The 25,299-nt window shown below is 38.4% G+C and carries 21 protein-coding genes and 1 tRNA gene; 12 read left to right on the top strand and 10 right to left on the bottom strand.

Annotated elements, in window-relative coordinates; translation table 11 throughout:
• Positions 1-142 precede the first annotated feature (142 nt).
• Positions 143-2,551: an outer membrane beta-barrel protein gene (locus tag H1R81_RS02270; protein WP_181839052.1), complete on the bottom strand. Its 2,409-nt coding sequence runs from the start codon at positions 2,549-2,551 to the stop codon at positions 143-145.
• A 437-nt stretch (positions 2,552-2,988) separates the two neighbouring features.
• Between H1R81_RS02270 and H1R81_RS02265 the strand changes: the two genes are divergently transcribed.
• Entirely contained in the window at positions 2,989-3,804 is an 816-nt protein-coding gene (locus tag H1R81_RS02265) for an alpha/beta fold hydrolase (RefSeq protein WP_220275156.1), read from the top strand.
• Positions 3,805-3,875: 71 nt separating this feature from the next.
• On the opposite strand, the gene H1R81_RS02260 is transcribed toward H1R81_RS02265, so the two are convergent.
• Positions 3,876-3,949 (bottom strand) — tRNA-Asp (locus tag H1R81_RS02260).
• Between the two features lie 100 nt (positions 3,950-4,049).
• On the opposite strand from H1R81_RS02260, the gene H1R81_RS02255 reads away from it, so the two are divergent.
• The 5 genes from H1R81_RS02255 (at position 4,050) to H1R81_RS02235 (ending at position 9,399) form a co-directional block, all read left to right on the top strand.
• Entirely contained in the window at positions 4,050-4,571 is a 522-nt protein-coding gene (locus H1R81_RS02255) for a DinB family protein (RefSeq protein ID WP_181839050.1), read from the top strand.
• A 10-nt stretch (positions 4,572-4,581) separates the two neighbouring features.
• Positions 4,582-5,868, top strand: a complete 1,287-nt coding sequence (locus tag H1R81_RS02250) for a M20/M25/M40 family metallo-hydrolase (RefSeq protein WP_181839049.1) — start codon at positions 4,582-4,584, stop codon at positions 5,866-5,868.
• Positions 5,865-6,965: a Nif3-like dinuclear metal center hexameric protein gene (locus tag H1R81_RS02245; RefSeq protein WP_181839048.1), complete on the top strand. Its 1,101-nt coding sequence runs from the start codon at positions 5,865-5,867 to the stop codon at positions 6,963-6,965. Before H1R81_RS02250 ends, H1R81_RS02245 begins: the two co-directional genes overlap by 4 nt.
• A 102-nt stretch (positions 6,966-7,067) precedes the next feature.
• Positions 7,068-7,808, top strand: coding sequence for a zinc ribbon domain-containing protein (locus H1R81_RS02240; RefSeq protein ID WP_181839047.1), 741 nt, complete (start codon positions 7,068-7,070; stop codon positions 7,806-7,808).
• 133 nt (positions 7,809-7,941) lie between these two features.
• Positions 7,942-9,399, top strand: coding sequence for a lipopolysaccharide assembly protein LapB (locus H1R81_RS02235; protein WP_181839046.1), 1,458 nt, complete (start codon positions 7,942-7,944; stop codon positions 9,397-9,399).
• A gap of 119 nt (positions 9,400-9,518) precedes the next feature.
• On the opposite strand, the gene H1R81_RS02230 is transcribed toward H1R81_RS02235, so the two are convergent.
• A complete protein-coding gene (locus H1R81_RS02230) occupies positions 9,519-11,294 on the bottom strand; it encodes a DNA polymerase III subunit gamma/tau (protein ID WP_181839045.1) in 1,776 nt (591 codons plus the stop codon).
• Between the two features lie 115 nt (positions 11,295-11,409).
• Here H1R81_RS02230 and H1R81_RS02225 point away from each other — a divergent pair, with 115 nt between their 5' ends.
• Positions 11,410-11,784 carry a VOC family protein gene (locus H1R81_RS02225; protein ID WP_181839044.1) on the top strand — a complete coding sequence of 125 codons (375 nt, stop codon included), beginning with the start codon at positions 11,410-11,412 and terminating at the stop codon, positions 11,782-11,784.
• A 50-nt stretch (positions 11,785-11,834) separates the two neighbouring features.
• Here H1R81_RS02225 and H1R81_RS02220 read toward each other — a convergent pair whose 3' ends face one another.
• On the bottom strand, positions 11,835-13,313 hold the full coding sequence (locus tag H1R81_RS02220) for a DUF1501 domain-containing protein (RefSeq protein ID WP_181839043.1): 1,479 nt from the start codon (positions 13,311-13,313) through the stop codon (positions 11,835-11,837).
• Positions 13,314-13,432: 119 nt separating this feature from the next.
• Between H1R81_RS02220 and tgt the strand changes: the two genes are divergently transcribed.
• A complete protein-coding gene (tgt, locus tag H1R81_RS02215) occupies positions 13,433-14,563 on the top strand; it encodes a tRNA guanosine(34) transglycosylase Tgt (RefSeq protein WP_181839042.1) in 1,131 nt (376 codons plus the stop codon).
• Between the two features lie 33 nt (positions 14,564-14,596).
• Here tgt and H1R81_RS02210 read toward each other — a convergent pair whose 3' ends face one another.
• Positions 14,597-15,793 carry an erythromycin esterase family protein gene (locus tag H1R81_RS02210; protein WP_181839041.1) on the bottom strand — a complete coding sequence of 399 codons (1,197 nt, stop codon included), beginning with the start codon at positions 15,791-15,793 and terminating at the stop codon, positions 14,597-14,599.
• Between the two features lie 212 nt (positions 15,794-16,005).
• Here H1R81_RS02210 and H1R81_RS02205 point away from each other — a divergent pair, with 212 nt between their 5' ends.
• Positions 16,006-17,892 (top strand): DUF4139 domain-containing protein, encoded by a 1,887-nt coding sequence (locus H1R81_RS02205; RefSeq protein ID WP_181839040.1) that lies wholly within the window; start codon positions 16,006-16,008, stop codon positions 17,890-17,892.
• A gap of 251 nt (positions 17,893-18,143) precedes the next feature.
• Here H1R81_RS02205 and H1R81_RS02200 read toward each other — a convergent pair whose 3' ends face one another.
• Positions 18,144-18,725, bottom strand: coding sequence for a DNA-3-methyladenine glycosylase (locus tag H1R81_RS02200; RefSeq protein ID WP_181839039.1), 582 nt, complete (start codon positions 18,723-18,725; stop codon positions 18,144-18,146).
• Between the two features lie 193 nt (positions 18,726-18,918).
• Here H1R81_RS02200 and H1R81_RS02195 point away from each other — a divergent pair, with 193 nt between their 5' ends.
• Together H1R81_RS02195 and H1R81_RS02190 are read left to right on the top strand one after the other, a co-directional pair.
• Positions 18,919-19,812, top strand: a complete 894-nt coding sequence (locus tag H1R81_RS02195) for a phosphodiester glycosidase family protein (protein ID WP_181839038.1) — start codon at positions 18,919-18,921, stop codon at positions 19,810-19,812.
• Between the two features lie 199 nt (positions 19,813-20,011).
• Entirely contained in the window at positions 20,012-21,229 is a 1,218-nt protein-coding gene (locus H1R81_RS02190) for an NADH-quinone oxidoreductase subunit D (RefSeq protein WP_181839972.1), read from the top strand.
• Here the strand turns inward: H1R81_RS02190 and H1R81_RS02185 are convergent.
• From H1R81_RS02185 to H1R81_RS02175, 3 genes are all read right to left on the bottom strand, one after another.
• The gene (locus H1R81_RS02185) at positions 21,207-22,391 is read right to left on the bottom strand and encodes a lycopene cyclase family protein (protein WP_181839037.1); all 1,185 of its coding nucleotides are present in this window, start codon (positions 22,389-22,391) and stop codon (positions 21,207-21,209) included. The genes H1R81_RS02190 and H1R81_RS02185 overlap by 23 nt on opposite strands.
• 54 nt (positions 22,392-22,445) lie before the next feature.
• Complete coding sequence (gene lipA / locus H1R81_RS02180; RefSeq protein WP_181839036.1) at positions 22,446-23,321, bottom strand: lipoyl synthase; 876 nt, start codon at positions 23,319-23,321, stop codon at positions 22,446-22,448.
• Between the two features lie 92 nt (positions 23,322-23,413).
• Entirely contained in the window at positions 23,414-24,223 is an 810-nt protein-coding gene (locus tag H1R81_RS02175) for a hypothetical protein (protein WP_181839035.1), read from the bottom strand.
• A 192-nt stretch (positions 24,224-24,415) separates the two neighbouring features.
• Here H1R81_RS02175 and H1R81_RS02170 point away from each other — a divergent pair, with 192 nt between their 5' ends.
• Positions 24,416-24,844: an OsmC family protein gene (locus H1R81_RS02170; protein WP_181839034.1), complete on the top strand. Its 429-nt coding sequence runs from the start codon at positions 24,416-24,418 to the stop codon at positions 24,842-24,844.
• Between the two features lie 60 nt (positions 24,845-24,904).
• On the opposite strand, the gene ytxJ is transcribed toward H1R81_RS02170, so the two are convergent.
• Positions 24,905-25,243 carry a bacillithiol system redox-active protein YtxJ gene (gene ytxJ, locus H1R81_RS02165; protein WP_181839033.1) on the bottom strand — a complete coding sequence of 113 codons (339 nt, stop codon included), beginning with the start codon at positions 25,241-25,243 and terminating at the stop codon, positions 24,905-24,907.
• Between the last annotated feature and the right edge of the window lie 56 nt (positions 25,244-25,299).

Raw genomic sequence — 25,299 nt, 5'->3', positions numbered from 1 at the left:
ATTAATAGATTCGTTTCAAACAAATTTATTATTAATCTTTATAAGTTTAACAGGAACTATCAGATAAGTAAGAGGAATAAAAAAGCGAAAAGCACACATTCATGAGTACTTTTCGCAGTCTGCAATAATCTACTCTTACTTTTTAAAGCACATCATCGTTACTTACCCCTTTTTTTCTGGAAACGTTTTCTTTTAATTTACCAAAATTCCAGATCATACCTATCCTGAAATTACGTGCCTGAAAGGAGTTTAAATTCTCAGAACGGAAGTTGACATCATTTTGTATGGTTTTTACCGTCACGTATTTTGTAATGAATCGGGCTGCTGCTACGGTAACAGTGATTTTATCTTTAAAAAGTTTAAACGAAGGGGTAATATTATAAAACCATTGACTTGATGTATATCCCTGTAAGCCGATAGGCGGTCTGAAATTCCCGACAAAGGTAGAAATACTGAATTTCGGATTTACCTTAAAATTGTTCGAAACCCCGATAAACCCTGCCAGCCCACTGTTTTGTTGTCTCTTATCAGCACTATTTTTTATATGAGTATAGTTCAGGTTAGAATTGACAGACATATTCCAGGCTTTACTGAAATTAACTGTAATATTTCCGTTCAGATTTAGCTGCGATTCTAAACCAAGATTTTCACTAACGGTTGATGTTACCCCGGTTTCTTTGTTAAAATTGATTATCTGAATGATTTTATTGTTACTATAAGAACCAAGCAATGTAAGTCCTGCAAATACTTTTCCTTTGGCAAAGTTATTCTGGAGTGTAAGGTTATGAATCAATTGCGGCTTAAGTAATGGGTTACCATAGCTGATATTCAGTGTATCGTTATTATTAATAAATGGGTTCAGATTATTAATAAACGGGCGTTGTATCCGTTGTCCATAACTTAAAATAATTTTATACTCTTTCGTAATCTGGGTAGAGGTCTGAACATTCGGTATAAAATTGGTATAACTTTGCCTAACGGCTGTTTCAGTACCTTTAAAATTTCCATCCACTTCTGTATGTTCCATCCTGAGGCCCAAACGAAACGGAAATTTTTTTAGGGTAAAATTATAGCTTCCATAAGCACTATATACTTGTTGCTGATAATTGAAATTATTTGTATTGGTGGGTAATATGGTGTAATCATCTATAGGTCTTGTTTTAATTAAACTTTCGTAGTCAGATGTCGCATTCCTTAGAATCAGCTTTAGGCCGGTTTCAACTTTTTGCTTCCGTTTCAAGGGCAATATATAATCAGATTGTAGGGTTGTCTGTGTATTATGCGCATAATTATTATTGATGATATACCTGTCGATTTCCGGGTTATCCTGATAACTGTCCAGAAAACGATCATTCTTTGAATATTCGGTAAACAGCCTTATTGAAAATTCTTTTTCAGGAATATCCTTGAATTTTTTGATAAAATCCGAACCAACGTTATAATTGGGGCTATTGGTATTATTTTGCAGAGTGAGAAAACTGGTGGTTGTGGTAGTAGGGAAAATTGTTTCTATGCTTGTTGCTGTTGCCAGATTATTGAACCCACCAGTAACAGACCCATAAACGCTGATGGTCTTATATTTATCTAAATCATAGCTGATTTCTGCATTTCCAAAATTCTGAAACAATTGCTGAATGGTAGTGCCATCTAAAATTCTGGTATTATAGGTCTGCGAATTAATTGCCTCAGTTTTTGAATAGGCAAAAAATGGTGGAGCCTGATTGCCTAAGAGACCGATGGCATTATAAAAATAATTAACCGATACCCCAACCTTGCCTTTCTTAAGATTAAAATTAAAATTGCCAAATGTATTATGAATCGAACTCAAGGTGAGCGAGGCACTTCCATTATAGCCAATGATTTGTTTTTGGGTTACAATATTAATCACACCCCCTACTCCTTGAGCATCATATTTTGCCGATGGATTCGTAATCACTTCAATTTTTACAATGCTGGCACCTGGAAAGCTTTTCAATGCCTGAGAAACATTCTGAGAAAACATACCTGTTTCTCTACCATTCAGTAGAATTTTCAGGTTCGACTGCCCATTAACAGTTATATTATCGTTCCCATCAACCGACACAAAAGGTGTTTTTCGCAAAATGTCCAAAGCGTTTTCGGTTTTTGTTGAAGGGTCTGCATCCACATTAAATATAATTTTATCGTCTGTCTGTTCAATCAAAGGTTTACTTGCAGTGACTGTTACTGATCCCAAAGATTTAGCTAAAGAAGTTAAAAGAACAGCCTGAAGGTTTTTTGATTCATTAGTCGATAGAGTTATCGGAATCCTTTTTTCGGCGTAGCCTACATACGTAAAAACGACCACTAATGAGCCAGTATCTGCTGAAACCGAAAATTTCCCGCTTTCATCGGTAAACGTGGCTTTGAGGGGCAGGGCAGCTTTGCTTTTAAAAAGCGCAATAGTTGCAAAAGGCAATGGATTATTAGTAGTACTATCTCTGAGGACACCAGTGATTGTGGATGTTTGAGAAAAACCTGATAAAGGTATAGTAAAATACAAAAACAGTAAAAGGCTTTTTAAGCTTTTCATAATTTTTTCTGAATTTAAAAGTTATAGCTTTTCATTTTTAAAACTCTTCAAATATTGCTTAAACAGTTAAAATTCAGGTATGCAAAAGTTTGTCAAATTCTTTCAAAGCCGTTCAAGTTGTTAAATAAGAATCATACTGTCCGTTTATACATATTTCTATAAAAAACAAGTAAGCAAAATTGGGCAGCAGAGTAGCGCAGGTGTAACAACCTATTCTCTAATTCAGATAATATTAAACTCGCACAAGTTCTTTTCTCCATATAACGAGAATATTTTGTCATAAATCACCTCTATTTCGTCGCTTTCACACACTATCAAATCCTGAAATAAACGCTATCTTTATAGTATCAATACGTTTCAAACTAATCTGAACTGTTATGGAAAATTTATTCAGAACACATAATCTTCTTAAAACAATACTGATAATCACAATAATTATGGAAACAGCCCATCAATCAAATGCACAACAAATCAAACCTGTCGGTAGTGGCTACGCACCGGCTAACGGCACCACCGTTTATTATGAAATTTACGGCGAGGGTAAGCCAGTTATTTTACTCCATGGCGCCTACTATACCATTCAGATGAATTGGGGAGAATTGATACCCGAATTGGCAAAAACAAGAAAGGTAATTGCCCTGGAATTGCAAGGACATGGGCATACACCTTATTCAGACAGAAAATTATCGCGGGCAACCTTAGCAAGTGATGTAGAAAAAGTAATGGATTACCTGAAAATTGACAGTGCTGATATAGTTGGCTATAGTTTTGGAGGTCAGGTAGCCTACAAGTTTGCCATTCAAAATCCTGAACGATTGAGAAAATTAGTCATCATTTCTTCTGTTTATAAAAGTGAAGGATGGTTACCCGAAATAAATGACATCTTTAAAATAATGAAGCCTGATCATTTCGCAGACTCCCCCCTACAAACCGCCTATGAAGCCGTAGCACCAGATAAAACAAAATGGACCCAGTTTCTGGAACAGATGATTGCCTCGGCTGGAGAGCCATTTAATATGGGCGACGAAAATATTGCCAAAATCACTGCACCTGTATTAATCATCTCAGGTGACAATGATGGCATGGATAAAGTCGAACTGGCAAAAACATATAAATTGTTAGGAGGCGGTATTGCTGCCGGTTTTCAACCCATGCCAAAATCTCAACTTGCCATTGTTCCCAATCAGGACCATGTCGGCCTGATGAATCAGACAAAAACCATATTTGGTTATTTGGATAGTTTTTTACAGTAAGCAATGTCATTGAATTTTGATCATTCAATTAGTCCAAAAACAAAAAAAGCACTCAAATTGAGTGCTTTTTGCGGTCCGGACGGGGCTCGAACCCGCGACCCCCTGCGTGACAGGCAGGTATTCTAACCAACTGAACTACCGAACCAGGTCTCCTGAACGTTGCTGAAACTTTATTTCCCTCATCGTTTGGGACTGCAAAGGTAGGGAGATTATATTTGCGTGTCAATACCTGAATCAAAAAAAATATGAAAATTTCTAAACCTGCCAACAACGAGTACAATACTCAATCACCTCAAAATAGTTATATTCAGACAGTTACATCTGAAAATGCCTTACAGGCAATGGCTGAAAATATTTCCATTGTGGATAACTTTTTCAAATCATTATCCTCAGAAAAACATTTTTACCGATACGCCGAGGGAAAATGGACGCCCATTGAAGTTTTGGGGCACATAATCGATTGCGAAAGAATCTTAGCTTATCGTGCCATGTGCATTGCCCGCAACGAAAAACAATCGCTACCGGGTTTTGAAGAGGCCGATTATGTAGCTGCCACCAACTTTAATAAAAAAAGTCTGCGAAGTTTGCTATTACAATACAAAGCACAAAGAAAATCTACTATCTTGTTGTTCAAATCATTCAGTCAACGTGAATTATCTCGTTTGGGTCTGGCCAATAACTGGCCTACTACTGCCAGAGCCTTAGTATGGATTATTGCCGGACATGAGTTACATCATCTGAATATCCTGAAAGAACGGTACTTATAAAATCATCAACATGAAAAAAACTTACTTATTTCTAATCCTGCTGGCTGGATTCAATTCATTTGCACAAAAAATCAGCTCCACAGAGAAAAAAATTATTGAACACATAAAAACCAATGCTACTCAAACTGAAAAGCTTTTAGAGCAGGTCGTTAATATCAATAGCGGCACCCTCAATCACGAAGGAGTAAGGCAAGTCGGAAAGATTTTTAGTAAGGAGTTTGAAGAGATGGGCTTTACTACTGAATGGGTATCATTGCCGGATTCTTTGAATCGTGCCGGACATCTGGTGGCCTACCGAACAGGTAAAAAGGGTAAAAAATTATTTCTGATAGGCCATTTAGATACAGTCTTTGAGAAATCTATGAGTTTTACACCATTTACCCGCCTGAATGATTCTATTGCCACAGGTCAGGGTGTAAACGACATGAAAGGTGGTGACGTAATGATTATAGCAGCTTTAAAAGCCCTACAAGCTCAAAAGCTTTTAGATGATACTTCCATCACTATCTATTTTACTGGCGATGAAGAAAGTTCTGGCAAACCTACCAGCATTAGCCGGAAAGATTTTATTGATCGGGCCAAACAATCAGATATTGCCCTTGCATATGAAACCGCTGTAAGTTTCAATATTGCTGCTACAGCCCGTAGAGGTTCAAGTGGTTGGGAGTTGACTACTACCGGAAAAACAGGGCATTCATCCGGCTTATTCAGTCAGAATATGGGTTACGGCGCAATTTATGAAGCGGCTCGGATATTAGATGAATTCAGGGAGGCATTAAGCAGTGAGAAATATCTTACCTTTAATCCGGGTGTCATTTCAGGAGGCACAGAAGTAAGCTACGACCCTGCATTGGCAAAAGGTGAGGCCATAGGGAAAACCAATATTATTGCTCAGAAAGTAATCGTTCAGGGAGATTTGCGTTTTATTAGTGAAATGCAGAAAGAAAATGCCAGAAACAAAATGCGTGAGATTGTAGCCAGACACCTGAATGGCACGAGTGCAGAAATTAAATTTTCTGATGGTATTCCTGCAATGGAACCAACGCAAGCCAATGCTGATTTACTAAAAGTACTGAATCAGGTAAGTCTGGATTTGAACATGGGTGAAGTAAAAGCAGGAGACCCTGGTTCTCGTGGTGCAGGAGATATTTCTTATATTGCGCAATATGTACCATGTCTTGATGGTTTGGGTGCTTCAGGAAAAGGCGCACACGCACCCGGCGAAATCATTAATCTGAAAGAATTTCCTGGCCTTACACAGCGCACAGCTTTATTAATCTATCGATTGACACAATGAGAATAAAAGATTTAACAGCTTATCTCGAAGAGTTAGCTCCCCTCTCTTATCAGGAATCTTACGATAACGCAGGTCTAATTGTAGGAAACCCAAACGAGATCATCAATGGCGTTTTGATAAGCCTTGATTCAACAGAAGATGTTGTGGAAGAAGCCATTCAACGAGGGTGTAACATCATTGTTGCCCATCACCCTATAGTTTTTAAAAATTTAAAGAAAATCACTGGCAAAAACTACGTAGAGCGCACCATCATTAAGGCCATCAAAAACGATATAGCCATTTATGCCACACATACCAATCTGGATAATGTGATAAATGGCGTAAGTTTCAAAATCGCTCAACTACTAGGCTTGCAACAGGTCAGAATTTTAGCACCTAAGACCGACCTGTTGATGAAGCTCGTCGTTTTTGTTCCTGTTGAAAGCACCGGACAGCTATTAGATGCACTCTATGCAGCAGGCGCTGGAGAAATAGGCAATTATAGCCAATGCAGTTTCAGAGTAGAGGGGAAAGGCACTTTTAAACCAAATGCGAAAGCAAACCCAACTATAGGGCAATCAGGTGGGCCAATGGAAGAGGTTGAAGAAAACCGTGTAGAGGTAATTTTTCCGGCTTATCTTAAAAACATTGTTTTAGCGGCCATGCGTAAGGGTCATGTATATGAAGAGATAGCTCATTATCTCACTGCCTTAGGTAATGAAAATCAGGAGGTGGGCTCTGGAGCAATTGGCATTTTGCTACAAGAAATGGCTGAAACAGATTTCCTGGCTTATTTAAAACAAAAGATGAAAGTTTCGGTTATTCGACATACAGCCCTGCTCGATAAACCTATTAGAAAAGTCGCCGTATGTGGTGGAGCGGGAAGTTTCCTGTTAGGCGATGCTATGCGGTCTGGTGCCGACATCTTTATCACAGCTGATTACAAGTACCACGAGTTTTTTGATGCCGAAAAGCGCATCATCATAGCCGATATAGGTCATTATGAAAGTGAGCAGTTTACAAAAGAATTATTGAAAGATTATATTTGCAAAAAATTCACTAACTTTGCAGTCCATTTGTCGGAAACACCTACAAATCCGGTAAAATATTATTATTAATCAATGGCATATTGAGGTAAAATGATCTGGTTTCATTTACCTCTTGTACCAAAAACATAAAGCTTAAAAATCAAGACGCTCCGCCGTAGCGGTTCATATATTATGGAATTAACAGTTGCACAAAAATTAGAAGCTCTTCTTAATCTTCAATCGATTGATTCTGAATTAGACGAAATTAAAAAGCTACGTGGTGATTTGCCAGACGAAGTACGTGACCTGGAAGATGAAGTAGTTGGCTTTGAAACACGTATTTCGAAATTTAAAAAAGAAGTAGACTCTTTAGATGCTGAAATCAACGGCTATCGCCTCAACAAAAAAGATGCGGAAAAATTGATTCAGAAATATAAAGACCAGCAGATGAACGTTCGTAACAACCGTGAGTATGATGCAATTTCGAAAGAATTAGAGTTGCAGGAATTAGAAATTCAGTTGGCAGACAAACGTATCAAAGAAGCTGATTTTAAAATCAGAAATAAAAATACTGAAATTGCAGACGTGGAGTCGGCGATGAATGCCCGTAAAAAAGACCTTGAAGCCAAACGTAAAGAATTAGATGTATTAGTGGCTGAAAGTCAGGAGGAAGAAAAGGCTTTGGTCACTAACCGTGATAAAGCAGCAACGAACGTGGAAGAGCGTCTGATTAACGCTTACAACCGTATCCGTAATAATGCCGGTAACGGTTTAGCTGTTGTTATGGTGCGCCGTGGTGCTTGTGGTGGTTGTTTCAATATTGTTCCTCCACAACGTCAGGCTGATATCAAAGATAAAAAGAAAATCATCGTTTGTGAGCACTGCGGTCGTATTCTTGCCGATGTTGACGCAATTGAGATTAGCAGAAAATAATCATCCTTATTGCCATGATAAGCCAAATTTTCAGTTATACGAAGATTTGGCTTTTTTGTTTCATTAAAACAAAGATTTAGTGCCATCACCCCATCATATCGCATCTGCATTTGTCTGCTTCATTCTTAAAGCAATGCTATCACTCGTAATTCCGGTAAATACTTTTGCATCTGATGCTGACTTTACGCCTAATCTACAAAAAGCCTACGCCGAAATATTTAAATTAAGAATACAGACCGGCCGGGAACTAATAGCCAGAGAGAGGCCTGGAAATCCGTTTAAAGTATATGCTGAAAACTATGCTGACATGGTAGAATTGCTTAATTCAGAAGATGAAAATGCCTTTGAAAGCCTTACAGACAAAGAAGATGAAAGATTAGGAATTATTGAAAAAACAGATAAGAAATCACCTTACAACCGATTTCTCAGAGCTGAACTGAAAATCCATTGGGCATTACTTAAAATCCGCTTCGGACACGAAGTTAAAGCCGCCTGGAATATTATTCAGGCATATCGGCTATTAGAAGAAAACCAGAGGCTTTTCCCTGAATTTCTACCCAATCTTAAGTCAATTGGTTGTTTACATATTTTAGTCGGGTCAATACCCGAAAACCAGAAATGGGTAACCAATTTTTTAGGATTAAAAGGCAACATTCAACAAGGACTAAAAGAACTGGAGTTGGCCTCTCAGGATAAAATATGGGGTTTAGAATCCAGTTTCTGCCAGTTCTTTATTCAGGCTTATATTTTGCCTTATAACGACAAGGTAAATGAATTACTCATGCAGGCAGTAGAAGCTCATCAAGATAACCTGAATCTTAATTTTTTAGCAACTGCCATCTCCCTTAAAGTAGGACGCACCGAACAGGCCAGTCAATTAATCCTGAAAAGTCCTTATAATGGCTCATACTTGTATTTCCCCGTCTTTGAATTATACAAAGGCGAAATCAACCTCTTTAAAGGCAATTATCAGCAAGCAGGTCTGGCTTATCTGTCATATATCCAAAACTTCAAAGGCAAGGCTTTTTTAAAGGATACCTATTACAAACTATTTCTATGCAGTTGGTTAGCAGGCGATGAAAAAAAAGGTCTGACTTACATCAGCAAGATTCCAACGGTTGGAAGTACCATTGCAGAGTCAGACAAGGCTGCACAGAAATTCTATGAGAATTACCATAAAACATCCACTTTGCCTAATAAATCACTTATTAAAATCCGGCTTTATTTTGATGCAGGCTATTATGAAAAAGCTTTAAATGAGGCCAGAAACCTATCAGAAAATACTTTATATATACCTAAAGATAAAGCAGATCTCAATTATAGATTGGCAAGAGTCTATCACAAAACAGAGCAATTAGACAAAGCTATTGCTTATTACGAAAGGGCTATTTTTTTGACAGATAAATACAAAGATGCCCAGTGGCACTTTGGGGCAAGTGCAGCGCTGCAAACGGGCTACATATATCAGGAAAGGAATCAGAAATTAAAGGCAAAAGCTGAGTTTGAAAAAGCCATTTCTTATAAACGTCATGAATACAAAACTTCCATAGATAACAAAGCCAGAGCAGCTTTGACAGCTATGGGTTTTTGATAGATGTTTTAAACTCAGAGTTTCGTTGAGGAATACAAGGAAATTCGTAACGTATAAGCATGGCATCACACTACGTTTTAAACTTCGGGCACTCTTTAATAAAATTAATTCAGAAAAAATCAAAACACCAGATCCATCCCCAGTTTCTCTTTCAGATCCCATAGAGCTGGGTTTTTATTAGCAAGGAATTCAAATTTTTCCTGAGCAGTATATGGGCGTCTTTCCTGCTGATTCTCAACAATTTCTGACGCAATCTGAATGCTGGAGTTTTGCAATTGCTGACGAAGATACACAGCCAGATCCTGTTTCATTTGTGTCAGCAAATCCATCTGTACCTGATTATCCAACCTTAGTTTAAGGATATGTCCGTCTACCAGATCAAAATCACGTTTCAGCATTACTTCTATCGTAGCGTTATTACGTAAATCCGCAAACAGATGAAGTTCTTTCTTAAGATGTTCTAAAGTAAAGCTTTTATTTGTACCGAAGTTATTGATGGCAGGCTCATTCACCTGATTAGTCTGTGCGCCAACAGAAGGCAACGATAAATCAACATCGGTTGATTTAAACTTTGACGGCGTAAAATTAGGCCTTGGTGTTGAGACAACAGGAGGGTTACTTTTAACTTGTGTACTGGTTACTGGTACAGCTGGGGGTATTTGAGTAACAGTAGGTGTAACACTTACAGGCTGATTAACCGGATTTTGAACCCCAGATTGAGGTGGAATCGGTACAAGAGTTACATTACTGTTTTTTTTTTCGTCAGAAGTACTACCTGATAATTCACTCAGATTCAGAACCTGCTGAATCTGCGAAAGTTTCATTAAGCCAATCTCCACGTATAGCCGCTGGTTTTTGGCTGATTTATAATTAATATCTAAGTGACTACCGACACTCAACGAAGATAAAATATAACCTAAAGGCAGTTTACCTGATTGCTCCAGATAACGTCTTTGCGTTGATTCAGCTACCTGCAAAAGCTTCACAGTTTGCTGGTCTTTGCTCACCATCAGGTTTCTGAAATGCTCGTTCAGCCCAACTACAAACTGATGTCCGTCAAAACCCTTTTCCAATACATCGTTATATAATAATAACGCTCCTGCTATGTCACCGCCGTATAGAAAATCTGTCATTCTGAAATAATAGTCATAGTCCAGAATATGCAGATTATCTAAAACCGATTGATATGTTAATTCATTGCCTGCTGCAAAAGTTACGTTAAGGTCAAACATCGACAAAGCATCACGTAAACCACCATCTGCTTTCTGAGCGATCAGTTCTAATGCCTGATAATCAGCCTTGATACTTTCTTTATTGGCAACGTTGGCCAGGTGGTCGGCCATATCTTTTATATGAATACGGTTGAAATCAAAAATCTGGCAACGGCTCAGAATCGTAGGCAGAATTTTGTATTTCTCTGTGGTAGCCAGAATAAAAATAGCATAGCTGGGGGGTTCCTCCAATGTTTTCAGGAAAGCGTTAAAAGCTGCCTGAGAAAGCATATGAACCTCATCTATGATATAAACCTTGTACTTGCCATATTGTGGCGGAAACCGCACCTGGTCAGTCAGGTTTCTAATGTCTTCTACAGAGTTATTCGAAGCAGCATCCAATTCATGGATATTGAAAGAAGCATTGTTATTAAAACTCTTGCAAGATTCACATTCATTACAAGGCGAAATATCTTCGCCTAAATTCTGGCAGTTGATAGTTTTAGCTAAAATTCTGGCACAAGTAGTTTTTCCCACCCCGCGTGGCCCACAAAACAAAAATGCCTGAGCCAGATGATTGGTTCTGATCGCATTTTGCAAGGTAGTGGTGATATGAGACTGCCCTACCACGGCATCGAAGGTAATAGGACGATACTTACGCGCTGAAACTACAAACTTTTCCATGGTGCAAGTTACAAAAAAACAAAAGGGCGACCAAAAATGATAGCCCTATTCGCAAGATTTATTTAGCTTTGCAGGATTATTTTCCTGTTACTAATTCTTGATTTTTCTCTGTTTTATGAATAATAAACTATCTATCAAGACATTCAACCATGTGGCTTTACAGGTTAGTGATGTAGAACGCAGCGCTGATTTTTACACAAGGGTTCTTGACTTGCAAGAAATCCCAATTCCTGCCTTTGACTATCCCGTCAGGTGGATTAGTTTAGGCGGTAACCGCGAATTACATCTGATTGGCAGAAAAGAAGAGGGTACTTCAACAGGTATCAGAGGAAACCATTTTTGCTTAGAAGTAACAGATATTCTGCAAGCAGAAAAACATCTTCATGATTTAGGCATTTCTTACCAACCCATCAAACTCCGCCCTGATGGCGTAAAGCAACTATTCCTAACCGACCCTGACGGACATTTTATTGAGTTATGTGAGTTGTAATTATTAATTTATTATTCACTAATTCACCATTCGCTAAATCGACATTTTCTCTAACTCAATATCGGTTTTATCACCTTCCCGGCCACATCAGTCAAACGGAAAGGGCGGCCCTGAAAGAAATAAGTCAGTTTTTCGTGGTCAAAACCCAATAGATGCAGGATTGTAGCCTGTAAATCATGCACGTGTGTACGGTCCTTTACAGCATAGTAGCCTAAAGGGTCGGTTTCGCCAAAACTCATACCTTTTTTCAAGCCACCACCAGCCATAAACATTGTAAAAGCATCTAAATGATGGTCACGCCCTTTGAAGGGCAAGGTTTGCCCGTCACGATTTTCCTGCATAGGTGTTCTGCCGAACTCTCCACCCCAAACTACAAGCGTTTCATCAAGTAAGCCCCGCATTTTTAAGTCTTTTATCAAGCCTGTTACAGCACGGTCTGTTATCTGACAAAGGTCCTTAAACCCCCCATCCAAAGCTAATCGCTGATCAGTACCATGTGCATCCCAGCCCCAATGGAACAACTGAACGAATCGAACACCATTTTCAACCAGTCTTCTGGCTAAAAGGCAGTTATTCGCAAACGAAGCCTCCCCTACCTGTGCCCCATACATACTCCTTAACCATTCAGGTTCTTTGCTGATATCCATTACTTCAGGCACAGACATCTGCATTCTGAATGCCATTTCGTACTGGGAAATGCGTGTCAGTATTTCCGGGTCTTGTACTTCTTCATATTGTTGTCTGTTAATCTCATTAATAGCCTCAATGGTCTGCTTCCTGATATCCCTGCTCATTCCATGCGGGTCTGATACATACAGCACTGGGTCTGCTCCGGTTCTACACTGTACGCCCTGATAGATAGATGGTAAGAAACCATTTCCCCACACACTTTTGCCTGCATCGGGGCTTTTTCCACCAGAAGCCAATACGATAAAACCAGGTAGATTCTGATTCTCTGTACCCAAACCATACATCGCCCAGGAGCCCAGACTTGGCCTGCCTAAGCGCGGACTACCCGTATGCATCAATAATTGTGCAGGTGCATGGTTAAACTGGTCGGTGTACATAGCTTTCAGGAAAGTCAGCTCATCCGCTACTTCAGGCAGATAAGGCATAAAGTCTGATATATAAGCCCCCGATTGCCCATGCTGATTGAATTGCGCCAGTGGCCCTAACATTTTAGGCACACCTCTGATAAAGGCAAATTTCTTACCCTCTAAAAACTCCTGAGGACAGTCCTGGCCATCATATTTCTGTAATTCCGGCTTATAATCAAATAATTCCAATTGAGAGGGGGCTCCGGCCATATGGATATAAATGACTCTTTTTACCTTTGGCGCAAAATGTGGCGTTTTTGGCAAAGTAGGGTCGGTCATCGCCTGATTCTCTCCTGATTTATTCGGAAAGCAGCCGCCCATCAGAGAGCTTAAAGCAGCTACCCCTAAGCCAGTGGTACATGTATTTAGAAAATGCCGACGTGTCTGGTACATGTTTTCGGCATGAAGAAACTCTTTTAGTAATTTTTCCATGTGGGCTTGAATAGAATCAAGACAAAGATAATAATTCTAATTCACAAACCATTACAATCTCCTGTATTACAGACATAGATAAAACTGCAATTAATCTGAATCTTTCGTATTTTTGCCCCATGAAATATGAATTACAAAAAACTGATAGCAGTTCTAAGGCAAGAGCCGGAAAAATCACCACCGACCACGGCGAAATACTCACACCTATTTTTATGCCAGTGGGCACGGCAGGAACAGTAAAAGCAGTTCATCAGAGAGAATTAGAAAACGATATTCATGCCCAGATAATTCTGGGTAATACTTACCATTTATACCTGCGCCCGGGTCTGGATATTCTGGAGCGTGCAGGTGGCCTACATAAATTTAATGGCTGGAATCGCCCGATACTGACCGATTCTGGCGGTTATCAGGTATTTTCATTAAAAGATATACGAAAAATCTCAGAAGAGGGGGTAAAATTCCAGTCTCATATTGATGGTTCAAGGCATTTGTTTACGCCTGAGAGTGTAATGGATATTCAGAGGGTAATAGGCGCTGATATTATCATGGCATTTGATGAATGCGCCCCCTACCCTTGCGATTATAGCTATGCCAGAAAATCGATGGAAATGACCCACCGCTGGCTTAAACGCTGTTGCGACCGCTTTGATGCCACAGAAGGTTTATATGGTTATACGCAAAGCCTTTTCCCGATTGTGCAAGGTAGTGTCTATAAAGATTTACGTATCCAGTCTGCTGAATTTATTGCCGAACAAAACCGTGAAGGCAATGCCATTGGCGGTTTAGCTGTCGGAGAGCCAGCCGAAAAAATGTATGAAACCATTGATTATGTCAATGATATTCTGCCGCAAGATAAACCTCGCTATCTGATGGGTGTAGGTACGCCAGAAAATATCCTTGAAAGCATCGCTTTAGGTATCGATATGTTCGATTGTGTGATGCCAACCCGCAATGCCCGCAATGGTATGTTGTTTACAACACAAGGCATTATCAATATCAGAAACGAAAAATGGAAAGATGATTACAGCCCGATTGATGAGAATTTAGGAGGATACACCAGCACATTTTACAGCAAGGCTTATCTGCGCCATCTGGTAAAATGTGATGAAATTTTAGCGGCACAGGTGGCCAGTGTCCATAACCTTACATTCTATTTATGGTTGGTAGGCCAGGCCCGTGAGCATATCTTAGCCGGAGATTTTGCTGAATGGAAGAAAGTAATGGTAAAGAAGGTAATGGAGCGGTTGTAAAATTGAGAAAGGATAATGCCTTAATTGATATAATTAATCTTTCTCTGAACGATATGGTGAAGAATTCCTGATAAAAATCAAGGCATCAAAAGCATCCCCAAGCATCCCTTTGCTGTTTATCAATAAGGAAGATTTGTAGTTAACAGTACCGTAGGAAATAGTATAAAGGGGTTTATTTAAAAACTCCTTCGCCAGACTATCGTGGAATAAAATTCCATACAAGGCTTTCGTATCTGACCCTATTACTGTCCCAATCTTATGCTTGTGTTCGGCAATTTTAGAAAAAGTAGTAGCCCCTGTATAAAATCTGCCTTGTTGTACTTCTGTACCTATACTCAGATATGTTTTCTGGTATCTGCGGCTCAGATATTCTCCAAAACTCAGAAACTTCCCGAAGACTTCGGTATAAATTGTTCTTTTATTGATATGAAAATTGTGTGCTTTTATTATCACCATTTTATCTTTTTTGCATGAGTCAATCAGCCAGTTTATATTCTCAAAAATAAATTTGTCACGTATTTTATACTTCAAATCTGCATCAGACGAAAAGACCACTAATTGGGGCAATGATTTCAGCACATGAATCATCAGGTCTATCTTCAGATTAACAGAATCGACTCCATTCCTGCTTTTTTCAATAACCTTAATTACTTGATTAGCGTCTTCTTCAATAGTTTTAATAGTAATCTTATTAGATTGACCTATCTTTTTTAAGTCATAAATCAGTTTTTCTAAAATTGCCTTCGACTCCCTTAAATAGTAAAACTGACAATGCGCTTTCACAAACGCTACTATTTCTCTGGGGTCATCTATATCTGTTCCTATCACCCATACTTTATCGTTGAAAGGTCTGTTTTTATTAAAATCTCTAATCCAGCTATAAAATTCCAGCATATCTAATTGCCGGTAAGCCATTTCTCTCACTTTTGGTTTGCCTTCAATCATCAGGTCATTTGTCGTTCCTCTTTGGTTCACAACAAAATCATTGATTTTATAAGCATCCAGTAGTGAAACTTCGCCAAGAACTATACAATTGAAATCGTGTCTCTTCACAAGATTAACAGCAATCAGCTTCTGGAATGCCAGTACCTCTCGTGTGCCATGTGTTACTTCACCAATGGCAACAATTTTCTTGTTTCTGGCTTGTTCATAAAGGACAGATAATTCATTATCTGAGTCTCCTTTAATAAGGATACTATCAGATAGTGTTACAAAAGATTTTTCGGGCATTTTCTCAATCTCCCCTTGTTGCGCGTGAAGGGTCAGCGTCAAAAACAGAAAAAAACAAAAACGTGAAATACATTTTATATGGATCATAGAGTGTAATACAGTCAAAATTTTTACCCCTCCAAGCCACCGAATTACAGCATCTTTGCAATAAAATCAAAAATATTTTATGGAAAAATCCTCTCCCCTGCATCAAACAGAAAAAAACAATTCCTATGAAAAAATTCCTCTTACTCTGTTTGATTACACAAGGGCTGTGGGCACAATCAACTGCTATCCAATCAAAAATCGAAAACGTAACTATTTTTCTGAATGGTGCACAAGTCACCCGTTCGGCAAAAGTCTCTTTGCCTGTTGGCAAAACCGAATTACTTTTCAAGGGTATTTCTCCGCAAATCAACAAGCAAAGTATTCAGGTAAAACGCGAAAGTAGATTTACTATTTTATCTTTAACTCATCAATTAGAGAATACCTTAGACAAAGCAATGCAGGAAGAAATTACTAAAATTGAAACTCAACAACAAATAATAAAAGACAAAATAAACATTGAAAGAAACAATCTATTGCTATTCACGAGAGAGGAAGATATGTTACTAAAAAATCAGATACTTGGAGGAACACAGACAGGCATGAAAGTAGCTGATTTGAAAGAAAGTGTTGAATACCAAAGGCAACGAATGCAGGAAGTATTATTGAAGAAGTTAGAGTTCGAAAAAAATATTCAGAAACTGGAAGAAGAAACTAAAAAACTCAATCAGCAACTGACGGAAATCAATGCCAGGAAAGATATGCAGATGTCTGAAATAGTAGTTACCGTATTAGCTAAAGAGAATATCAGCAATGCGCCTCTCTCAATCTCCTATTTTGTAAAAAATGCTGGTTGGACACCGACCTATGATTTCAGAGTCGAGAAGTTAAATCAACCTATTAATATTGCTTATAAAGCCAATATCTTTCAGTATTCAGGTGAAGACTGGAAAGAAGTAAAACTCACACTCTCAACCGCTAACCCTTATAAAAGTGGCACAGCTCCTATCCTACAAAAATGGATATTAGGTGAAAAGAATGATTATAGCAATTATTATAATGAGGTGAACGGAGAGGATAATCAGCCTATAAATGCTAATCAGTCAGAAGTATGGGGAAAGGTAAAGACAAAGTCTGATAAACAAGGGCTACCGGGTGCTACAATAAATTTAAAAGGAACAACTCTTGGAACAAGCACCGATGCGAATGGTAATTATCGACTTACTATTCCACCAACTTTTTATGGCAAAACAGCCACATTAGTTTTTTCATCCATTGGTTATCAACCAATAGAAAAAACCATTTCTTCCAATCGGGTTGATGCTGTTTTAATTGATGATGAAAAGTCTTTAAGTGAAGTTGCTGTTGTGGGTTATAATGTACAAGGAAAAGTAGCGGGCTTATCTGTTAGCGACGATAGAGATTTCAGTAAAAAAACTGTCCCTTTAGATATTACAGAAAGAGACTCACCAACCAGTCAATCTTTTGATATTCTGATTCCTTATACAATTCCTTCTGATGGAAAGGTTTCTACTGTTGAAATTAAAGAAGAAAATATTCCGGCCATTTTTGAGCATTTCTGTATTCCTAAAATTGATACAGATGTATTCCTCCATGCCCATATTTTAGATTGGGAGAAATACAAATTTCTTCCGGGAGAAGCAAGCCTGTTTATCGACAATACATTTTTGGGCAAGTCAAAGTTGAATCTTTTTAATAAAGACACTTTAAGTCTATCGTTCGGCCGTGACAAAAATGTAATTGTAAGTCGCAATAAATTGAAAAGTTATCAGAAAAAACAGGTTATTGGGTCAAACAAAACAGAACAATTTCAATATGAAATTATAGCCCGAAATACGAAGAATGAAGCCATTAATCTGATTATAGAAGACCAGTTTCCAACTACAAATAATAAGGATGTAAGTGTTGAAGACAAAGAAGCCCCTGAAGCAGAAATCAATACCGAAACCGGAAAAATCAGATGGAAAGTCAACCTTGCTCCTACAAATGAATATAAGGTATCCTTAAAATATACCATCAAATCTCCTAAATCAGGGTGGGTTATAGTGGAGTGACAACCATAAAAATGAGGATTAATCGTTTTCTATAGAAGGGAAGTGTCTAAAAAGGTTTTTAAGCCAAATAATATTTGGAAAAGACCCCATCCCAACCCTTCCCCAACAATGGGGAAGGGCTAAAAAGTCCCTCTCCCCACAGTTGGGGAGAGGGATTTAGGGTGTGGGGTTGAGATTAGCCAAATAATATTTTGCGACTCTGGACTTTTTAGGCACCCCCTACCATTTTAAACAAACCGTTCTCATTATTATCACCCCAATTTACTCACAAATTTATTCCCCTTGATATAAAACCGATACAATAAATCAGCTCCTTGGGTAATACCGATGCGCGTGGTAGTAACAATCTCAAAATTCTCGTCTTTAGGTGGAATACAATAAAACTCGTCATCATAAACTGGCAAAAAATTGAACTCGGGAGTAATACCCATCGCCTTTACCAATTTGGCAGGCCCGCTGCATAGGTTTTTCAATTGGGTAGTGCCTCGTCTTTTTTGCATGAGTTCTATACCCTCTACAGGCTCCAAAGCCCTTACAAGCACCGCTTCACCCACATCTTTATCACCACTCACAATATTAAAGCAATGGTACATACCATAAATCAAATAGACATAAGAAATACCTGCGTCTTCAAACATGGCGGCATTTCTGGCACTTTTTTTTCGATAGGCATGACAAGCAGGGTCATTACTTAGATAAGCCTCTGTTTCAACAATGATACCTGAAGTACGCCCCTCCGGGCTTTCATGCACCATCGTACAGCCTAAGAGTTTTTTAGACAGCGTAACCGTATCATATTTTTCGTAAAATTCTTTGGGAAGAATAGTCGTCATCTGTACTTTTGAGAAAATTTAAAACCTAAGAGCCTGTTTAAATATTGTCTTTCTGACCGAAAAGGTAAGATTTTTTAGTTAAACAAGGCGTATTTTGCAGATGTAGCCAGCAGCTACATCGAAAAAATACAACGCAGTATAACTGAAAAAGCTGCCTTTGTAGGTCGAATTATAATTTTTAAACAGGCTCCAAATGTATAACAAAATCCTTTATCTTTTGTTGTTTTCGCAAATTTGCTTTGCCCAACAAACTTATACAAAAGACACCCAAACTATTACTACCACCCAATGGAAAACGCAGGATATTGGCTATCGTATTCTCTGGAAAAACCATCATTTCAATCAGAAAAACTTGTTTGATGGTAATCAGATGATAAATATTCTTGAAACGCCGCTGAAAAACAAAAAGATAAGGTTTGGCTTAGTTGCGGCTGATGAAAAAAAAGCTGATAATACCGCCAAACGATTACTCTTACCCACCAGCAAAATGGCAACGGCAAGTCAGTCAATCGCTGCGGTAAATGCCGGATTTTTTGATACAAAGAACGGTGGTGCCGTTGATTTTCTGAAAATTGATGGTAAAATAATGGACTCGACTCGAGTAATTAATGTACCAAGATTACCTGTTCACGCAATTTCGGCAGTAACAATTCATAAAAATAAAGTACGCATCACCAGAGGCGAACATAAAAGCGGCTGGGAAAAAGCTTTGAAAGAAGATAATGTATTACTGACAGGGCCTTTGCTATTACTAAACGGACAATCAGAAACTTTAGAGAAAAATGCCTTTAACGATAACCGTCACCCTCGTACCTGTGCCTGTATTACCAACGATAAGAAATTGTTACTGATAACAGTTGATGGTCGAAGTAGTGAATCATACGGCATGAGTCTGCACGAATTAACGACTCTGGCTAAAGCCTTGAACTGCAAAGATGCCATTAACTTTGATGGTGGTGGCTCTACAACCATGTACATTGCTGGTCAGCCTGACAACGGGGTTGTTAATTATCCAACCGACAATAAAATATTTGACCATGCCGGAGAACGTTCGGTAAGCAATATTTTTGTATTTTTGAAAAAGTAATTGAGATTAACTAACTTGAGTTAACGAAACAATCAACTTATTCTTTTTTACACAATTACAGAATTATTTAGATATAAAATAGGTTTAATATGCTCGAAGAAGAGACAAGGCAATGCCTTGTCTCTACCACGTTCAATGCTTTAAGAATACTTATTTTATGAAATCTAATTATTGGTGTTATAGCTATAATTAACATTCTATTTTGAAATCAGTCCAATATAAATATCGTCCTGAAAATTTAACAATTTCAGAACCCAACAAGTACAAAGCCGAGAACCTGCAATCGGAAGAGATGATTCTGAATTTAGGCCCTCAGCACCCTTCTACACATGGTGTTTTACGCCTTGAAATAGTAACTGATGGAGAGATTGTAGTAGATGTGATTCCTCACTTAGGGTATCTGCATCGGTGTTTTGAAAAACACGCCCAAAGCCTGCCATTCAATCAGATTATCCCCTATGTAGATAGAATGGACTATCTGGCGGCGATGAACTCAGAACACGCCTATGTGATGGGGGTAGAAAAAATGTTAGGCATAGATAAAGAAATTCCCAAAAGAGTTGAATATATCCGGGTTTTAGTAGCAGAGTTGAATCGCATTGCTTCGCATTTTATAGCCATTGGCACGTATGCACTCGATATTGGAGCATATACCCCTTTCCTCTGGCTTTTCAGAGACCGAGAGCATATCATGCGATTGTTGGAATGGACAACCGGAGCAAGAATGTTATATAATTATATTTGGGTAGGTGGTCTTTTTTATGATTTACCTGTAGGATTTGAAGACCGCTGTAAATCGTTGATTGATTACCTGAAACCTAAATTGGTTGAGTTACAGCAATTAGTGATTGAAAACCATATTTTTATTAACCGCACGGCAAATGTAGCTGTTCTTCCACTACCTGTTGCTATCAATTATGGTTGTACAGGCCCAGTATTAAGGGGGTCGGGCTTGCGTTGGGATTTACGCAAAGTTGATGGATATTCAGTATATCCTGAAATTGATTTTGATATACCTATCGGCAAAGGTGAAATGGGCAAAACAGGTGATTGCTGGGATAGAAATAATGTACGTGTTCTGGAGTGTTTTGAATCTATCAGAATTATAGAACAATGCCTGGAAAAACTGACCAAAGAACACAAACGCACCAAAGAATTTGACCCACAGGCAGTGGTACCTAAAAAAATTCGTCCGCCAAAGATGGATTTCTATGCCCGTGCTGAAAGTACGAAAGGTGAATTAGGTTTCTTTTTCCGTACTGATGGGCGATCTGATGTACCTGTACGGGTAAAAGCCCGCGCCTGCTCGTTCAATAATCTTTCAGTTTTACCTGAAATTGCCCGTGGCGGAATGATAGCCGACTTAATAGCCGCGATAGGCTCAATAGATATTGTTATGGGTGAGGTTGACCGCTAAGTCTTGCCTTTATTTTTCGCATAATCACTGCCCCAACTGCTGCCAGAAATTTGGTTTTGGGCACAGTATTCATCAATTGAAGTTCTTCCCACATAGTTGTATCACCGTCTAAAAAGCGGAAAACTCTTACAGGTGGGTTCTTTCGATACAATTTTGAAAAAATATCAGCCGCAGGGTGTCTTTTTTGCTCAAGCACATTCAATAACACACTGGCATAAAACCTGAATCGGCTTTCAAACCAATTCTTTTTAGCTTTTGGCGAGCCTGTTCGTTCCAGTGTTTCAACCATCTTTTGCAGTTTCCTTTGCGTATTCTGAAAAGTGTATCCTGTAGCCGGATTTGTATAGCCTCCTGCTGTGCCGATTCTTATTATATGTTCACTCGGAAACTCTTCTGTGGCTACATCACTCATAGGTATTACCCCAAACTCTTTTTCTAAAATCTGATAGTCTGGTAATTGTAATTGATGCACCAGATATTTCCTAAGCTCACTATCGTATTCGTCTTGAGCTAACAGGCTTTCACTAAAAAGCGTATATTCAATTAAAGCTGTATTTTTATCAAAAGGTAGAATATAAATAAACCGACAATCACCCTTCTGCTCAATATTGAAATTCATCATAACTGGAAGAACAGGATCAAAAAAAGGCGTTTTAGTTTTAACAACATAACCTTTAAAATGTTGTAACAGGTTATGATTATGTTTGAGTGTAAGATCAAGTTGAAAAGTGCTGTCAAAAACCAATGATGCCTTTAATATCTTTCCGTTTTGTGTTTCTACAATGGCCCCGTCTGACTCTTCCTTTATAGTTTTAACCGAATCGATTATCCATTCCAAACCTGCATATTTTCTCAGTTCAGTTGTAACAAAAGTATAAAAATCAATTCCTCTCAGCAATTTATACTGATAACCACCCATATCAATTACCTGTGCATTACCATTGGCATCAATCAATTGAACCAAACCCCATTTCCGATACAGAATATCCTCAAAGGTATTGGGTCTCTTTTCCCAGAATGCCCAGGTTCGATCGTTGGTGTTTTTGTCTTGTGGTTCAATTATCAGTACAGACTTATTTTTTAACCTACTTTTTTTTAAATAGTAGGCTAACGAAAGTCCGGCCATGCCGCCACCACAAATGATATAGTCGAAATGCTTCATTAAACAAAAACCCCACAATTACTTGTGAGGTTTATATTTTGGTATAGTCAATATTTAAACGTGCACATGTCTTTCGGCATGGTAACTTGAACGAACCAGCGGCCCTGACTCTACATATTTCAATCCTCTTCTCAAACCCTCTTCTTTATACATAGCAAAAGTATCAGGGTGTATAAACTCCAATACCTCGTGGTGCATTTTTGTTGGTTGAAGGTATTGTCCTAATGTCAGAATATCCAGGCCGTTTTCCGCCAGATCATCCATTGCCTTGAAAACTTCGTCTTTGGTTTCGCCCAAACCTAACATAATACCCGATTTTGTTCGTTTACCATATTCTTTAGTTCTACGGGTTTGTTCTAAACTACGTGTATATTTAGCTTGCGGACGAACATTACGGTATAAACGCTCAACGGTCTCCATATTGTGTGAAACAACCTCCTGCCCTGCCGAAATCATCCGGTATAAAGCCTCCCAATTACCTTTAGTATCAGGTATCAATGTTTCAATCGTTGTCTGCGGAGATTGAGTCTTCACAGCTCTTACCGTCTGATACCAGATTTCAGCACCTTTATCTTTCAGTTCGTCGCGGTTCACCGAAGTTATTACCGCATGTTTTACCTGCATCAATTGTATAGCTTCAGCTACTCGACGTGGTTCGTCTGTATCATATTCATTCGGACGTCCTGTAGCCACTGCGCAAAATGTACAACTGCGTGTACATACATTTCCTAAAATCATAAAAGTAGCCGTACCCTCACCCCAGCATTCACCCATATTAGGGCAATTACCCGACTGACAGATCGTGTGCAATTTATGCTCATCGACTAAGCTACGTACTTTCTTGAAATTTTCGCCAATAGGTAACTTAACCCTCAACCAGTCAGGGCGGCGAGTTCGTTGTTCGGTACTTACAACGGGTGTATCTATCATTTTTTTAAAAACTAAGGTGGCGGGCAAAAGCCCCTAAGAAGCTACAAAAGTATAAGTTTTTCATACTTTGTAAAAACAATTTCTCGCACAGATCACGACTTGCTCTTTTTTTGTTTTTTATTACCAAAATAGATCGTAAGGTAACCTGCACTATAGAAACGTGAATTGGTAGTCAATTGGTTCGACATAATTTCAGGAGTTTTACTGAAAATCTCGGTAGTAATACCTAACTCAAAGCCAGTCAGGTTATTACCAAAAGTATTCATGTCGATATTTGCAGCTAATTTTAAATGCAGACCCGGTATCATTTTCATACCTACGAAGAAATCCTGCCAGATACCTGCCGAACCTTGGATGCGATTGAGCTCTTTATGAACATTCGGGTCAAATTGTACTATATCAACCGCTCCGCGACCATTTCGGTCATATTTGATATAATAGGGTTTCTGAATACCCAAAGATGGCCCTGCCGCAGCAATTACACTGATTCCTATACCATCATCACCGTTTTTCTTAAAAAATACTACTTCCCTTCCATATTCAGGACGAAGCGAAAAAAAGTAATTTCTTTTACCATAAATATAACGATTGGCAATACTGGTAGGCTCTGATTTCTCTTTAGGGTTTTTAATATTTACCGCTTCAAATGCAATATACTGATGAACAGGATTCCATTTATAAGTGCCAATAGCTTTAGAATGACGCACAACCAGACCACCCAACAAACCCGAATTGGTATTAGTGGTTAATCCATAAGCAAACATCTTATAATCTTCCTTTTTTTTCTCCGTCTTTTTAGATGCTGCCTGATTCGTCGGGGCTGGAGCTCTGGAAGATTTTCTTTGTGCAAAACCGCTTGTAACCACAAGCAGAAGCAATATACTAAGTACACCTATTTTCACTGGCAAAAAATTTATAATCCTTCTATTACCGATATGAATAGCTAAAGATAGATTTATTTTTATAAATAGCAACATTAAAAATAATTAAATTGTTGGCAAAAAGCCGTTTTTTTTGGAAATACTTATTTTCAACGTAATTTTGAAGGGTATTATTCAATAAAAGCTGATAATTTCTTTAAATATTAAATAAAAATGCCTACTTCAAAAATTATCTATCTTGGTGAGCTTCGTACACAAGCAACTCATTTACAATCTGGTAAAGAAATCATTACTGATGCCCCCACCGACAATCATGGCAAAGGCGAGGCTTTCTCTCCTACTGATCTCACAGCAACCTCAGTAGGTAGTTGTGCCATGACCGTAATGGGTATTGCTGCTCGTCGTGATGAAATTGATTTTACAGGTTCTGAAGTAGAAGTGACCAAAATAATGTCAGCCGAACTACCACGTAGAATTGTAAAAGTAGAGGTAAATTTTAGTATGCAGACACCCGAAGAATTAAGCGAAGAAATAAAAAAGAAGTATATACGCATTGCTCATACATGTCCGGTAGCTTTGAGTCTGCACCCCGATATTGAGCAGGTTTTCAATTTTAAATGGCATATTGCCGAAACCGTTTAAAGTTCAGAGCCAAATCGGCATAAAAAAAGAGGAAAGCCCGAAACTTTCCTCTTTCAACACTTAAGCCACCTGGCTCACAATTTCATCAAATCTGATGTCAAAATGCGATGCATCATACGTGCATTCACCGTTCTGAATCAATAATACTTGCGGTGACTCATGCGCTACATTAAACTCTCTGGCAATTTTATTTGACACGCTTCTGTATCTGATTAAATCTAAATAAAACGGCTCAATATTCTTGGCCTTATCTGTATCCCAGGCTCTTTCAATCCTTCCTAAGGATGTGGCACTGATAGAACAGCTTGTGCTATGTTTAAAAACTAAAACCGGCCGCTCAAAAGATTTTTGTTTGATTGCTTCTACTTGTAATTCGTCATTAATGGTATGCCAATTCATAGTTATTCTACTTTTATTGTAATTCCTAAACCAAAAGAAAAACATAAAAGTTTCTG

The sequence above is a fragment of the Emticicia sp. BO119 genome (assembly GCF_013912375.1).
In the GTDB taxonomy this organism is placed as follows: Bacteria; Bacteroidota; Bacteroidia; order Cytophagales; family Spirosomataceae; genus Emticicia.
The sequence above is the reverse complement of the archived record's forward strand: the minus strand, read 5'-3'. Positions and strand labels throughout refer to the sequence as shown.